Consider the following 14,017-nt stretch of genomic DNA (forward strand, 5'->3'; position numbering starts at 1 on the left):
GCACCTAATATTTTGCCCGAAAATAACTTATATGCAAACGTTAAACAAAAAATTTATAACTTGTCTTTTTATTAACTAACTAAACTTTTAATTATGAGTACAATTTCTACACAAAAACCACCAATTTGGTTTTGGATTATTACTATTGTTGCATTGATTTGGAATATTTTAGGTGTTGGTGCCTATTTTGCTCAAATAGGAATGACTGCTGAAATGATGGCAGAATTACCACAAGATATGCAAGATTTATATGCTAATTTACCGTCTTGGTATATGATTGCTTACGCAGTTGCCGTTTTTGGCGGTGCATTAGGTTGTATTGCTTTATTACTTAGAAAAAAATGGGCTTACTTTCTTTTACTTTTATCTGCAATAGCTGCTGTTATACAAATGTCTTATTTAGCATTTGGTATTAAAATGGCGAATGCTATGACACCAATGATTATTATAGTTTCTATTGGTTTAGTTTGGTTTTCAAAATATGCTACAAAAAAAGGATGGCTTTCTTAAGCTATTGAAATTTTATAAAAAAGCATCAGTTTTTAACTGATGCTTTTTATTCTATATAATAACTATTTTGCAAATTAAATACCCTTTAGATCCATTAATTAAACACCATTTTATAATTGGTATAAGTTTAGGTTTGTGGGTATTTTTGTTTTTATATTTTACAGAACCTCTTGATATTAATGAGTTTAATAATAACGAAAAACTCAAATTCCTTCCAATTTACAGCTTAATTGCTACAATATCTTATATAATATTTATTCCCTTACAATATTTATTTAATACGAAGTATTCAAAAAGGTGGTTGTTACAACACGAAATACTATTTTTATTCAGTTTGTCTCTAATAGCAATTTTGTTAGCTAGATTTGTCTATTTATATATTGTGGTTAAAAATCAGCCAAACCCACATTCTTTTGGCTATATGCTAAAAGCACTATTCTTACCTGCTTTAGCTATAATATTACCAATTATTATAATTGGTAGATATGCTTTTGGAAAATACTATGAAAAACAAATTGAAGATAGAAAAATAGAAATTCAAGGAGAAGGAAATTACGAAAGTTTAAAACTTCATTTAAACGATTTAATAGCTGTAAATTCGTCAGACAATTATATTGTAGTATTATACATTTCTGGTAATGTTTTAAAAAAAAGCATAATACGAAATACTCTATCTTATATAGAAACCAACTTTACAAAATTGCAACGTACACATCGATCGTATATTATTAATCCTTATCATTTTCAATCGTGGGAAATAAGTAAAGGGAAACATTTTCTTATACTTTCTCATGGTATAAAAGTACCTGTTTCTAAAACTTACTTGCAGACAGTAAAAAACACTTTAAATTTTACCACAGCATAGTATCATTTCACCCCAAACACCTACTATAGTTGAATTAATAATACAATCTGAAATATATTAGCAACAGATAAATTTTAATTCAAATCATTTTAATTATGAAACATTTAATTGCTTTTGGCACAATTTTTTTCTTCGGAATTTCATTCGCTTTCACACAAAACGAAACCTGCAATTGTAAAGCCGACTTAGATTTTATAGTAAGTAAATTAAAGAAAATGCCATCTTATAAAAAACAAATAAAAGGAGATAAAAAAGAAAATTTTGAGACTGTTTATAAAATGCTTTCATTACAAATGAAACAACCAATTGCTATAGAAGCCTGCTTTAAACTTTTATTAAAACAAACAAACCTAATTAATGACAACCATTTAAGTTTATCTATAAAACAACCCTTTTTAGATATAAACTCAAATACTAGAAAAATTGATTTTAATCACCCAGAAACAGATAGAAATATTGAAGATTTAAAAAACGAATTAAGCCAAAAGAAAACTAATTCTATTGAAGGTATTTACAATTACAGCACATCTTTAAAAGTTGGAATATATTATGATGATAACAAAAACCAATATATAGGTGTTATACTTGAAAGTAATTTAAAACAATGGGAAATTGGAGATATAAGTTTCTACGCATACAAAACTATTAATAATAAATACAATATTTATCACTACAAACTTGAGAATAAAACACCTAGATTATTAAAGAGTTTAACGTTTGAAAATGGAAGATTATGGAGTTATAAAAAGAAAGGCACAAGCGATGTTGAATTTATTAAAAAGAATCAAAAATCTTTTACTTTTAAACAACTTAATGAGAATACACAGTATTTATATTTTGCCAATTTTAGTAATAGTAAAAAGAAAGATTTATTAGCTTTCTATGAAGAAACTAAAAACAAATTAACAGCAAAAAATATAATAGTAGATTTAAGAAGTAACACCGGAGGAAATAAAAAATATTCAGATCCTTTTATAAAACTTTTAAAACATAAAAATGTATATATATTAACAAATGCTTTTACAGCTAGCAATGGCGAGCAATTTACTTTAAAATTAAAAAAACTCAAGCACGCAACACATTTAGGGCAAACTACATTTGGCGTTATTGCATATGGATTAAATTACGGAAGAAGCTATACAACACCTTCAAAATATTTTTCTGTTACTCCTACAGATATGAATTTTCATAAATATTTTCAATATGAAAGTATAGGAATAAAACCAGATATAACTCTAGATTTTAAAACAGATTGGATTAGGCAAACTTTAGATATTATTAGTGAAAACAAATAAAGTTAATACTAAAAAAGTCGCTAAAATAATTAGCGACTTTAATAATTTATTTCTTCTCACGTCCTTTTAAAACGTTAACCACATCATTAAGTTTAAAACCTTTAGCTTGCAATAACATTAAGTAGTGAAACAATAAATCTGCACTTTCGTTTAAAAACAAATTGTCGTTATCATCTTTTGCTTCAATAACCACTTCTACAGCTTCCTCTCCTACTTTTTGAGCCACTTTATTTATGCCTTTGGCGAATAATGAAGCGACATATGATTTTTCTGAATCTCCTGCTTTTACACGGCTTTCAATTGTGTTTTCTAATTTAGAAATAAACCCAAAATTTTCAGCATTAGTATCATTCCAACAGGTATCACTTCCTTTGTGACACGTTGGTCCTTTTGGGTTAACTTGAATTAATAACGTATCGTTATCACAATCTAATTTAATGTCAACTAGATTTAAAACGTTTCCGCTTTCTTCACCTTTAGTCCATAAACGGTTTTTAGTTCTACTAAAAAAGGTAACTAATTTTGTGTTTTTGGTTTTATTAAATGCTTCTTCATTCATGTAGCCCAACATTAACACGTTTTTTGTTGTGGCATCTTGGATTATTGCTGGCACTAATCCGTCGTTGTTTTTATTAAAATCTATGTTCATTTTTAGTTTCTTTTGTCAGGTCGAGCGCAGTCTAGACCTTAATATTTTAATAACCTCTCGACTGCGCTCGAGGTGACTTTATTTTTTTGTGAGATGCTGAAACGAGTACAGCATATCGACTTAAAGTCTTACCGCTATATTGTTGTCTTTTAATGCTTCTTTTAAATCTTTAATTGCTATTTCACCAAAATGAAATACGCTTGCAGCCAATGCAGCATCTGCTTTTCCATCTTTAAATGTATCCACAAAATGCTGAACTGTTCCTGCTCCACCTGAAGCTATAATTGGTATATTTAATGTTTCAGATAACTTAGCTAAAGCATCATTTGCAAAACCAGCTTTGGTACCATCGTTATTCATTGAGGTGAATAAAATCTCTCCTGCGCCTCTACGTTCAACTTCTTTTGCCCAATCGAATAAATTTAAATTGGTTGGAATACTTCCTCCTGCTAAATGTACCATCCATTCACCATCAATTTGCTTAGCATCTATAGCAACCACAACACATTGGCTACCAAATTTATTTGCTAACTCATTAACCAATTCTGGTCGTTTTACTGCTGAAGAATTTACAGACACTTTATCTGCTCCAGATTTTAAAAGGATGTCAACATCTTCAACAGACGAAATTCCACCACCAACTGTAAACGGAATATTAACCTGTTCTGCTACTTTTAAAACCATATCAATCATAGTTTTTCTACCTTCTAAAGTTGCTGAAATATCTAGAAAAACAAGCTCGTCTGCACCTTTTACAGCATATTGTTTTGCTAATTCTACAGGATCTCCAGCATCACGAAGATTTACAAAATTGACACCTTTAACGGTTCTTCCGTTTTTAATGTCTAGACATGGTATAATTCGTTTTGTAAGCATATTATAAAAATCGTTCTAGTTCTTTTAAAGTGATTCGGTTTTCATAAATCGCTTTACCAATAATAACACCTTCACAATTTATTTCTGAAAGCTTTTCAACATCTTCAATTGTTGTAACTCCACCTGAAGCAATAAGTTTTACAGACTGACCAGAACTACCGTTTGAACATTGCTGAATAATGTTTTTATATAACTCTATTGATGGTCCTTGTAACATTCCATCTTTTGAAATATCTGTACAAACCACATACTGAATTCCTTGTTTTTGGTACTCTTTAATAAACGGAATAACCTCTAAACTACTCTCTTCTAACCAACCACTTATAGCTACTTTTTCGTTTTTACAGTCAGCACCTAAAATGATTTTTTGAGAACCATATTTACTAATCCAACGCTCAAAAGTATCTCTGTTTTTTACAGCAATACTTCCGCCTGTAATTTGTTTTGCACCAGAATTAAATGCTGTAATAATATCATTATCAGACTTTAAACCACCTCCAAAATCAATTCTTAAGTTTGTTTTAGATGCAACTTGCTCTAAAACTCTGTAGTTTACAACATGATCGGCTTTTGCACCATCTAAATCGACCATATGCAAATACTCTATTCCTGCGCCTTCAAACTGTTTTGCAACTTCTAGTGGATTTTCATTGTAGATTTTAGTGGTATTGTAATCGCCTTTTGTTAAGCGTACACATTTTCCGTCTATTATGTCTATTGCTGGTATTATTCTCATTAATTTACTTGTTAATAACCCTTAATTATTTTTAAGAGTATAATTTATTATATGCTAATTCAGATAAAAAAAGCGTTCTAATATTTTTGAATGCTTTTTTATCCATTTTTATATTAAGCGTGCGCTATTTTTTTTGATAAAACAAAGAAAACAATAGCGATGCTAATTAAAATTATTCCAAATATTCCTAATAGTATACTCTCAGACCATAAAGAACTGAAGCTTTTAATCACAGCTTTTTTAGGGTCTTGTGTATTATAAAGAATAGTTATTTTATCTCCAACATTATAGTTTTTAGGCAATTTGCTTCCTATAGGTGAATGAAATTCTATAGGATTTCCTTTTAAATCATAAAACCTAATTAATGGCTTATAAAGCACTCTTAAAGACTGATCACTTGTATTTGTGGCATTAAACGTACTTACTATTTCTATAATTTCACCTTCAGTTTCATTAGATTTTGAAAGAAATTCAAAAGTGTTTATACACTTATAAAAAGCTACTAAAAGCATTGTAATTCCTATTAATCCCAGAACTATAAAAAGATATTTAAGTTTCATTTTTTATTCTTCTAAAATAACTAAAGCGTTATAAAATTTTTTAATATTTGCTCTCCTACTACTGATGATTTTTCTGGATGAAATTGTACACCATAAAAATTATCTTTTTGTAAAGCTGAAGCAAAATCTAAACTATAAGTAGTTGTGGCAATGCTTTCTTTACAATTTTCGGCATAAAAACTATGTACAGAATACATAAAAGTCTCGTCTTTAATATCTTTAAACAACTCCGTTTTTAAATCTGTTATCGTATTCCATCCCATTTGTGGCACTTTAACGGTATTGTTGAAACGCTTGACGTCTACATTAAAAATACCTAAACCTTTTGTATTACCTTCTTCTGAAGATTTACACATCAATTGCATGCCTAAACAAATTCCTAAAACGGGTTGTTTTAAAGTTGGAATTAAAGTGTCTAAACCGCTTTCTTTTAGCATTTGCATTGCAGAACTTGCCTCACCAACACCAGGAAAAATTACTTTGTCTGCTGCTTTAATTTCATCTGGATTGTTAGATAAAATAGCATCGTAACCTAAGCGTTTAAAGGCAAATTGAATACTTTTTATATTACCTGCTCCGTAATCTATTATTACTAATTTCATTACAACATTCCTTTAGTTGATGGTAAAAACATTTTGTTAGCATCACGTTTTACAGCCATTTTCATTGCTTTTGCAAAGGCTTTAAAAATGCCTTCTATTTTGTGATGTTCGTTTGTGCCTTCTGCTTTAATATTTAAGTTACATTTTGCGCCATCTGTAAAGGATTTAAACAAGTGGAAAAACATTTCGGTTGGCATATCTCCTATTTTTTCGCGTTTAAAATCGGCTTCCCATTCTAACCAGTTTCTACCTCCAAAGTCAACAGCTACTTGCGCTAAACAATCGTCCATTGGTAAGCAAAATCCGTAACGCTCAATACCTAATTTATTACCCAAGGCTTTATTAAACAATTCGCCTAAAGCAATCATGGTATCCTCAATGGTGTGGTGCTCATCTACCTCTAAATCGCCATCTACTTTAATGGTTAAATCCATTGCGCCATGACGACCAATTTGGTCTAACATGTGATCAAAAAACTTTAAACCTGTATCAATTTCATTTTTACCAGAACCATCAAGGTTTAATTTAATATATATCTTGGTTTCGTTAGTATTACGCGTGATTTCAGCAACACGATCATTTAATTTTAGAAACTCGTAAATAGTTTTCCAATCTGTGCTTGTTAATGCAATAGAATTTAAAATTTCTTGTTTTGAACTTTCAATTTCATCTGCACCTAATTCTGGATCTTCAGATAAAAAGATACCTTTTGCACCTAAATTTTTAGCTAATTCCATGTCTGTAATTCGGTCACCTAAAACAAAACTGTTTTCTAAATCGTATTCAGCTTTATCAAAATACTTGGTTAACAAACCAGTTCTTGGTTTACGAGTTTCGGCATTTTCATGCGGAAATGTTTTGTCTATACAAACTTCAGAAAACACAACACCTTCTTTTTCGAATGCTGAAATCACTTTGTTTTGCGCTGGCCAAAAGGTGTCTTCTGGAAAAGAATCTGTCCCTAAACCATCTTGATTGGTTACCATAACTAGCTCAAAATCTAACTCTGAAGCTATTTTAGCCATGTATTGAAACACTTTTGGATAGAACTCTAATTTCTCTAAACTATCTAATTGATAATCTACAGGTGGTTCTAAAACCAAGGTTCCGTCTCTGTCTATGAATAGTACTTTTTTCATGATTAACTTGTTAATCAATCCTGAACTTATTTCAGGATCTTTTTATTTAATTTCTAATGTTTTTAAACTAGGATTAGTAACTTTAATAAGTTCCAATTTCCATTCTCTATGCCAATTTTTAAGTTGTCTTTCTCTTGATTTTGCTTCTTTTTTTAACTCAAATTTTTCTAAATGGATTAAATCGAATACATTGTACTTTTTAGTAAATACAGAACCTTTCCCTTTTTCATGTTGTTCTATTCTTTGACGAATATTTTCTGTATAACCAACATACAAGACAGTTCTATTCTTATTTGTTAAAATGTAACAATAGTAATTATTTGTCATTTAGTTTTATTTTAAAAGTTCCTGAAACAAGTTCAGGATTTCGAAATTAATTGAAGGTTTTCAATTAATTTCTCATTTTCTTCACTTGTTCCAACAGTAATACGTATACAATTCTCTACTTGAGTATTTCTGTTTCTAATAATTACTTTTTTATTGATTAAATATTGATACGTTTCATCAGCATTATCGACTTCAACTAATAAAAAGTTAGCATCTGTTGGGTATATTTTTTTTACGATAGCTAATTGACTTAAAGCGTCTTTTAACTTCTTTCTTTCTGAAAGAATTGTGTCAATATTTTTAGCAACTTCAATTTGATTATTTAAGCTATTTAAAACTGCTTCTTGATTTAATGTACTTACATTATAAGGTGGTTTTACACGATTAAAAAGTTCAATAATTGCTTCACTTGCATAGGCAACGCCTACTCTAACACCTGCTAATCCCCAAGCTTTACTAAAGGTTTGACTTACAATTAGATTGTTGTATTTATTTATATTTTTAATGAATGATGCTTGCGAGCTAAAATCGATATAAGCTTCGTCTACAATCACGATACCATTAAAATTCTCTAAAATATATTCAATATCTTCAGTATTAATAGTGTTTCCTGTTGGATTGTTTGGTGAACAAATAAAAATGATTTTCACCTCTTCAACATCTAAATACGGTTGTAGCTGATTTAGGTTTATTTGAAAATCGTTAATTAGAGGTTGTTTAATCACCTCAATATTATTGATGTTTGCAGACACATCGTACATTCCGTAAGTTGGCGTAAAGGTTAACACCTTATCTTTTCCTGGTTCACAAAAAATACGAAACGCTAAATCTATAACTTCATCACTACCATTACCTATAAAAATTTGATTGGTTTCTACAGATTTAATTTCTGATAGTTTTTCTTTAATCTTTATTTGCTTAGGGTCTGGATAACGGTTTAACTCACCAAACGGATTTTCGTTGGCATCTAAAAACACATCTGCTGTACCTTTAAACTCATCTCTTGCTGATGAATACGGTTTTAAAGCTTTGATGTTAGCTCTAACTAGGTTGTTTATGTTTAAATTTTGTTTCATTTTCATTATATCAGGTCGAGCGCAGTCGAGACCTATTTAATCTCTATAATAATGTGACCTCTCGACTGCGCTCGAGGTGACAGATAGTTACTTTAAATCGTTTAAACGAAGAGTTACTGCATTTTTGTGCGCTTGTAAACCTTCAGCTTCAGCCATTAACTCAATAGTATTCCCAATATTAAGCAAACCTTGTTTTGTTATATTTTGAAATGTAATTGCTTTAGTAAAACTATCTAAATTCACTCCAGAATACGCTTTACTAAACCCATTGGTTGGTAAGGTGTGATTGGTACCAGATGCATAATCTCCAGCACTTTCTGGTGTATAATTACCAATAAATACAGATCCTGCGTTTTCAATTCCGTTAACGTAAAAATCATCATTTTTTGTACACACTATAAAGTGTTCTGGTCCATATTGATTGATTAAATCTAATGCTATAGCATCAGTTTCAACTAAAATAGATTTTGAATTCTCTATCGCTTGTTTAGCAATACCTTGTCTTGGAAGTGCTTTTATTTGAACCTTTATTTCTTCCGCTACAGCGTTAATGAAATTTTGAGATGTAGACACCAAAATGACTTGACTATCTGCGCCATGTTCTGCTTGAGATAACAAATCTGAAGCCACATAACTAGCCTTTGCAGTATCGTCTGCAACGACCAATAACTCACTTGGACCTGCTGGCATATCGATTGCCACACCATATTTGGTTGCTAATTGTTTAGCGACAGTAACAAACTGATTTCCTGGACCAAAAATCTTATAAACTTGAGGAATAGATGCTGTCCCAAAGGTTAAACCGGCAATGGCTTGAATGCCACCAACTTTAATAATTTTGGTTACACCACATAATTGCGCTGCGTATAAAATTTCATTAGCTATTTTTCCTTCCTTATTTGGAGGCGAACATAATACTATCTCCTTACATCCTGCTATTTGCGCAGGAACAGCTAACATTAAAACGGTTGAAAACAATGGTGCTGTACCAGCAGGAATGTAAATACCAACTTTTTGAATGGCTCTTTTTTCTTGCCAACAGCTTACGCCTTGAGTAGTTTCAACACTAACTTTTTTAGTTTTTTGTGCTTTGTGAAAAGTTTCAATATTAGTTTTTGCTTGTTGTATGGCTAGCTTTAAATCTTCTGAGATTTTAGAACTTGCTAACTCAATTTCTTCTGTAGTTACGATATTTGACGCTAATTCTGCACCATCAAATAATTGCGTGTATTTTGCTACTGCTTGGTCTCCATTACGTTGTACGTCTTCAAAAATTTGTGTAACCGTAGTTTCAATATCGTTAACGGTTTGTGTTGGTCGTTTTAAAAGATCTAACCAAGTGGATTGTTTAGGATTGCTAATAGTTCTCATTTATATCACCATATTTTCGATTGGACAAACTAGGATGCCTTCTGCTCCATTTTCTTTTAATTCATCTATAATCTCCCAGAAATCATTTTTGTTAATTACAGAGTGAATTGAACTCCAACCATCTTCTGCTAGTGGCAAAACCGTTGGACTTTTCATACCTGGAAGAATATTAATAATATCGTTAACCTTATTATTTGGAGCATTTAACAACACATAACGTGATTGTCTTGCTTTTAAAACAGACTGTAGTCTAAATTGTAATTTATTTAAAATAGCTTGATTGTCTTCAGAAATTTTAGGTGAAACTGCCAACACGGCTTCAGATTTTAAAATAACTTCTGCTTCTTTTAAACCGTTTTTAAATAATGTGCTTCCACTAGAAACAATATCTACAATAGCATCTGCTAAGCCAATATTTGGAGCAATTTCAACCGAACCATTAATGATATGTAAATTAGCTTTAATTCCGTTTTTATCTAAAAATTGATTTACTGTGTTTGGATAAGAGGTTGCAATACGTTTTCCTTCTAAATCTTTAACCGAATTGTATGTTGCAGCTTTTGGTACGGCTACAGAAACTTTACAAGATGAAAAGCCCAGTTTTTCGGCAATTTTGATATCGTTACCTTTTTCTATTAAAACATTTTCTCCAATAATAGCAACGTCTACCACTCCATCTTTAAGGTATTGTGGAATATCGCCATTACGCAGGTAAAAAATTTCTAAAGGAAAGTTTTTAGCCGAAGCTTTTAATTGATCTTTACCATTGTCTATAGAAATACCAACAGCTTTAAGGATTTTCATTGAATCCTCGTTTAATCGTCCTGATTTTTGAACTGCAATTTTTAATTTACTCATTTTGGTCTCTTTTTAACGTTTTAGTTTCTTTTGAAAAGTTTGAGTAAATCATTTAGTAAAATGTATAAAAACAAAAAACCGCTTGATATACTCAAACGGTTTTTAAAAATATGTTGATTTTAGTCAATACATCTTCAGCTCGCTTGAGTGCAAGTATGAAAATGATGATGATGTGATTGAATAAAAGTCATTTCTTTTTTTGTGTTCACAAAGATTGTGAAAATATTTTCAAAAATCCTAATTAATAAACATTAAATTAATGTTAACAATTATTGATTTCCTAAAATTATTGGCATTCCAGTATCTCCAGAACCAATAACAATTACTTTGCTATTACTTGATTCTGAAAGCTTTACTGTAGCTTCAATACCTTTGTCTTGCAAAATTTTATCGGTTAAAGAAGCGCTTAAAATTTTATTTGCATCTGCTTTACCTTGAGCTTCAATACGTTGTTTATCTGCTTCTTTACTAGCTGTAACTAATCTAAATTCGTATTCTAAAGACTCTTGTTCTTGCTTTAATTTACGCTCGATTGCTTGTCTAATAGTTGGTGGTAATTGTACATCTTCAACTAAAACACGTTTCACATTTAAGTATTGCCCTTCTAACAGCTTTGTAACTTCGTCTAAAATTTCCTGCTCAATTAAATCTCTTTTACTAGAATATAATTGCTCTGGTGTGTAACGTCCAACAACACTTCTTGCTGCTGCATTTACTGCAGGATCTAATAATTCACGTTCGTAATCTTCACCTTTAGTTTTTATTAAAAGTCCTAATTTACTGTACTCTGGTTCGTACCAAATTGTACCATTAACTTTTACTTCTAATCCATTTACAGAAAGTACATTCATTTGGTCTGAGATTGATTGCTGGCGAACTTTACGTACAATCATATCGTTCCAAGGTGCAACTATATGAAAACCTTCTCCATAAGTTTTATCTGTATTTATACCGTTTCCTAAGCGCTCGAAAATAACGCCACCTTCACCAGGTCCTATTGTTACAGCAGATTTTGCTATTAAAATCACTAGAATAATGATTCCTATAATTACTGGTATTCCTAATTTTGGTAATTTTTCCATATGTATTTAGTATTATATTAGTCCGTTATATTTTCTTAAAAACCACTCAATAGCTAACGTTAAAACTATTAAAGCAAGTAAATACTTCCAATCGATTAAAGGAACCGTACTTTTTGAGCTTTTTTGAATTGGTTTGTAGCGATCATCGCTATTTAAATTGTTTATTATGTTTTTAAAATTATCTGCATAATAATGTTTTCCTTGACTATTATTAGCAATATTTATAAGTTTTTTTGCATTAGAATTTAAAAATTGTTGCTCAACATTATATTCAATTATTTTAAAGCTACCAGATTTAGATAGCTTCTCTCTTGAAGCATCAACAGTAAATGAATAATCTCCAGCAGGAAAAGCACTTAAATCTACTTGATAATTATTGTTTTTTAGAATAAACGGTACTGTTTTAGACACTTTTGTAGATTTATCTGTAACCGTAATATTTAAACGCTCTGTAGCATCAAACTCATAATTTTTATTAAAAAATTGAGCACTAAGTATCACATTGTTATTTCCTTGATAGAAAGATTGATAATCTACTTCTAATCGGTTTTTACGTTTTGTAGAAGCTAAATATTGTACAAGTTTTCCAATAAAATTATCGAATGCATCAAAGCTTTTTGTGTTAACAAAACTTTGCGCTCTCCATTTCCATAAATTCTCTCCAAATAAAACACCTTCTCTTTTTCCATTAGCTTCCATGACCGCTAATAGTGGTTCGTTTATATTTATTGCTCCTACTTTTTTATATAATATTGTTTGGTAAGGAACAGAAAATATTGGCTCTCCAAAATTTGAATGTAATGGAGGAAAAGATTCGAAATTTAAATCTTCAACTATAAACGAATTGAAATTTGAGTTTAAACTTGGTTGATAATCTTCGGTTTGAGTTGTAATATCTTGCTCGTATTTATCACTTACATTATTTAAAAATACAAAATCTGTTTTTGGTCCAGCTACTACTAATTTATTCTTATTTTGTTTTTCTATTTCAGTATATAAACCTTTAAACAAACTGTTTGGATTAAACAATATAACTAATTGCAAATCATTTAATTGATTAATAGCTTCTTGTGGTGATAAAAATACAACTTCTCGTTGCTCGTTAGCTTCAATAGCTTTTTTAAACATACCAATATCTGGATGCAAAACCGAACCTACAATCGCTACTTTTGTTTTTTCATCGACAACTTCTACCGCGAAATTTTTACTATTATTTATTTTATTTTTTTCTGAATTAATAGGAATAATAGATGCACGATAACTTTTTACTCCAACCGCATTTGCTGGTAAAGTGAAATTTAATATTCTTGAATTATTTTGTTTTGAAAACTTAATATTTTGAGAATAAAGCGTAGTGTTTCCTGAGTTTATTACAAACTTAGTATTAACATCCTGATCTCCAGAATACACTAAAATAGCTTCTACAGGAAACTTATTTTTTAAAAATGCATACTTATTTACATTAAGTTGTTGCAATTTTAAATCTTGATACTGTGTTGTATCTCCAACAATAATAGGATATAAATTTTGCTTTATTTTTTTTGCAGAATATTCGTAATCGTTTCCATAGGTTTGGTTTCCATCGGAAATGATTATAGTTGGTGATATTGTGTTTTTATATATTTGATTTAGCTCTACAAACGCTTTGTCTACATTGGTTTGTTTTTCAATAAATGTTAAAGAATCTGAAGTATTTAAGGTTTTCCCAAAGGAAAATACATCTATATTAAACTTGTTTAAAAGTGTATTATTTGTTTTTAAACTGTTTAAAATATTTTTTACATTTTCTTCCTGATTTAAGTGTTTTATAGAGTTTGAATTGTCTACAGCTATTACCAAATTAGGTTTTACAGTATATACTTTAGTACTTTCAAATTTTGGGTTTATTAATAAAAGTAATACACCAAAAATGCTTAAAAAACGTAAAAAAGCAAAAAGCACATTCGTTTTAGATGCGCCTTTTGCTTTGTATTTATATTGAAAAAGTGCTAATGCAATAGCAACAATTCCAGCAATTATTATATATAAAAGAGTTTGAGAACTCATTAAGTTTTTTAAGTTAAATAATAAC

The 14,017-nt window shown here is 30.0% G+C and carries 15 protein-coding genes; 3 read left to right on the forward strand and 12 right to left on the reverse strand.

What is annotated here, in order from left to right; all coding sequences use genetic code 11:
• Positions 1 to 93 precede the first annotated feature (93 nt).
• The 3 genes from BM549_RS00850 (at position 94) to BM549_RS00860 (ending at position 2,670) form a co-directional block, all read left to right on the forward strand.
• Positions 94 to 510 carry a hypothetical protein gene (locus BM549_RS00850; RefSeq protein ID WP_013871062.1) on the forward strand — a complete coding sequence of 139 codons (417 nt, stop codon included), beginning with the start codon at positions 94 to 96 and terminating at the stop codon, positions 508 to 510.
• A 67-nt stretch (positions 511 to 577) separates the two neighbouring features.
• Positions 578 to 1,375: a LytTR family DNA-binding domain-containing protein gene (locus BM549_RS00855; RefSeq protein WP_290468519.1), complete on the forward strand. Its 798-nt coding sequence runs from the start codon at positions 578 to 580 to the stop codon at positions 1,373 to 1,375.
• Positions 1,376 to 1,470: 95 nt separating this feature from the next.
• Positions 1,471 to 2,670: a S41 family peptidase gene (locus tag BM549_RS00860; protein ID WP_290468520.1), complete on the forward strand. Its 1,200-nt coding sequence runs from the start codon at positions 1,471 to 1,473 to the stop codon at positions 2,668 to 2,670.
• A 46-nt stretch (positions 2,671 to 2,716) separates the two neighbouring features.
• Here BM549_RS00860 and hisIE read toward each other — a convergent pair whose 3' ends face one another.
• From hisIE to BM549_RS00920, 12 genes are all read right to left on the reverse strand, one after another.
• Positions 2,717 to 3,319 carry a bifunctional phosphoribosyl-AMP cyclohydrolase/phosphoribosyl-ATP diphosphatase HisIE gene (gene hisIE / locus BM549_RS00865; protein ID WP_290468521.1) on the reverse strand — a complete coding sequence of 201 codons (603 nt, stop codon included), beginning with the start codon at positions 3,317 to 3,319 and terminating at the stop codon, positions 2,717 to 2,719.
• A 120-nt stretch (positions 3,320 to 3,439) separates the two neighbouring features.
• Positions 3,440 to 4,195, reverse strand: a complete 756-nt coding sequence (gene hisF, locus BM549_RS00870) for an imidazole glycerol phosphate synthase subunit HisF (protein WP_290468522.1) — start codon at positions 4,193 to 4,195, stop codon at positions 3,440 to 3,442.
• 1 nt (position 4,196) lies between these two features.
• Positions 4,197 to 4,931, reverse strand: a complete 735-nt coding sequence (gene hisA, locus BM549_RS00875; protein WP_290468523.1) for a 1-(5-phosphoribosyl)-5-[(5-phosphoribosylamino)methylideneamino]imidazole-4-carboxamide isomerase — start codon at positions 4,929 to 4,931, stop codon at positions 4,197 to 4,199.
• 113 nt (positions 4,932 to 5,044) lie between these two features.
• Positions 5,045 to 5,491 (reverse strand): DUF3592 domain-containing protein, encoded by a 447-nt coding sequence (locus BM549_RS00880; RefSeq protein WP_013871056.1) that lies wholly within the window; start codon positions 5,489 to 5,491, stop codon positions 5,045 to 5,047.
• 20 nt (positions 5,492 to 5,511) lie between these two features.
• The gene (gene hisH, locus BM549_RS00885) at positions 5,512 to 6,093 is read right to left on the reverse strand and encodes an imidazole glycerol phosphate synthase subunit HisH (RefSeq protein ID WP_290468524.1); all 582 of its coding nucleotides are present in this window, start codon (positions 6,091 to 6,093) and stop codon (positions 5,512 to 5,514) included.
• Complete coding sequence (gene hisB / locus BM549_RS00890; RefSeq protein ID WP_290468525.1) at positions 6,093 to 7,232, reverse strand: bifunctional histidinol-phosphatase/imidazoleglycerol-phosphate dehydratase HisB; 1,140 nt, start codon at positions 7,230 to 7,232, stop codon at positions 6,093 to 6,095. The genes hisH and hisB overlap by 1 nt, the downstream gene beginning before the upstream one ends.
• 42 nt (positions 7,233 to 7,274) lie before the next feature.
• A complete protein-coding gene (locus BM549_RS00895; RefSeq protein WP_290468526.1) occupies positions 7,275 to 7,559 on the reverse strand; it encodes a GIY-YIG nuclease family protein in 285 nt (94 codons plus the stop codon).
• 32 nt (positions 7,560 to 7,591) lie between these two features.
• A complete protein-coding gene (gene hisC, locus BM549_RS00900; protein ID WP_290468527.1) occupies positions 7,592 to 8,641 on the reverse strand; it encodes a histidinol-phosphate transaminase in 1,050 nt (349 codons plus the stop codon).
• Positions 8,642 to 8,722: 81 nt separating this feature from the next.
• Positions 8,723 to 10,006: a histidinol dehydrogenase gene (gene hisD / locus BM549_RS00905; RefSeq protein ID WP_290468528.1), complete on the reverse strand. Its 1,284-nt coding sequence runs from the start codon at positions 10,004 to 10,006 to the stop codon at positions 8,723 to 8,725.
• Positions 10,007 to 10,864, reverse strand: coding sequence for an ATP phosphoribosyltransferase (hisG, locus tag BM549_RS00910; RefSeq protein WP_290468529.1), 858 nt, complete (start codon positions 10,862 to 10,864; stop codon positions 10,007 to 10,009).
• Between the two features lie 269 nt (positions 10,865 to 11,133).
• Positions 11,134 to 11,946, reverse strand: a complete 813-nt coding sequence (locus BM549_RS00915) for a prohibitin family protein (protein ID WP_013871049.1) — start codon at positions 11,944 to 11,946, stop codon at positions 11,134 to 11,136.
• A gap of 12 nt (positions 11,947 to 11,958) precedes the next feature.
• Entirely contained in the window at positions 11,959 to 13,992 is a 2,034-nt protein-coding gene (locus BM549_RS00920; protein ID WP_290468530.1) for a VWA domain-containing protein, read from the reverse strand.
• Positions 13,993 to 14,017 lie beyond the last annotated feature (25 nt).

Origin of the sequence: Lacinutrix sp. MedPE-SW (assembly GCF_001874145.1) — a bacterium.
Lineage (GTDB): Bacteria > Bacteroidota > Bacteroidia > Flavobacteriales > Flavobacteriaceae > Lacinutrix.

Excerpts from the sequence above, each read along its gene's own strand:
- hisF (WP_290468522.1), bottom strand. The coding sequence starts at position 4,195 with ATGCTTACAAAACGAATTATACCATGTCTAGACATTAAAAACGGAAGA.
- hisA (WP_290468523.1), bottom strand. The coding sequence starts at position 4,931 with ATGAGAATAATACCAGCAATAGACATAATAGACGGAAAATGTGTACGC.
- BM549_RS00915 (WP_013871049.1), bottom strand. The coding sequence starts at position 11,946 with ATGGAAAAATTACCAAAATTAGGAATACCAGTAATTATAGGAATCATT.
- hisB (WP_290468525.1), bottom strand. The coding sequence starts at position 7,232 with ATGAAAAAAGTACTATTCATAGACAGAGACGGAACCTTGGTTTTAGAA.
- BM549_RS00880 (WP_013871056.1), bottom strand. The coding sequence starts at position 5,491 with ATGAAACTTAAATATCTTTTTATAGTTCTGGGATTAATAGGAATTACA.
- hisH (WP_290468524.1), bottom strand. The coding sequence starts at position 6,093 with ATGAAATTAGTAATAATAGATTACGGAGCAGGTAATATAAAAAGTATT.
- BM549_RS00850 (WP_013871062.1), top strand. The coding sequence starts at position 94 with ATGAGTACAATTTCTACACAAAAACCACCAATTTGGTTTTGGATTATT.
- hisD (WP_290468528.1), bottom strand. The coding sequence starts at position 10,006 with ATGAGAACTATTAGCAATCCTAAACAATCCACTTGGTTAGATCTTTTA.
- BM549_RS00860 (WP_290468520.1), top strand. The coding sequence starts at position 1,471 with ATGAAACATTTAATTGCTTTTGGCACAATTTTTTTCTTCGGAATTTCA.
- hisG (WP_290468529.1), bottom strand. The coding sequence starts at position 10,864 with ATGAGTAAATTAAAAATTGCAGTTCAAAAATCAGGACGATTAAACGAG.
- hisIE (WP_290468521.1), bottom strand. The coding sequence starts at position 3,319 with ATGAACATAGATTTTAATAAAAACAACGACGGATTAGTGCCAGCAATA.
- hisC (WP_290468527.1), bottom strand. The coding sequence starts at position 8,641 with ATGAAAATGAAACAAAATTTAAACATAAACAACCTAGTTAGAGCTAAC.
- BM549_RS00920 (WP_290468530.1), bottom strand. The coding sequence starts at position 13,992 with ATGAGTTCTCAAACTCTTTTATATATAATAATTGCTGGAATTGTTGCT.
- BM549_RS00895 (WP_290468526.1), bottom strand. The coding sequence starts at position 7,559 with ATGACAAATAATTACTATTGTTACATTTTAACAAATAAGAATAGAACT.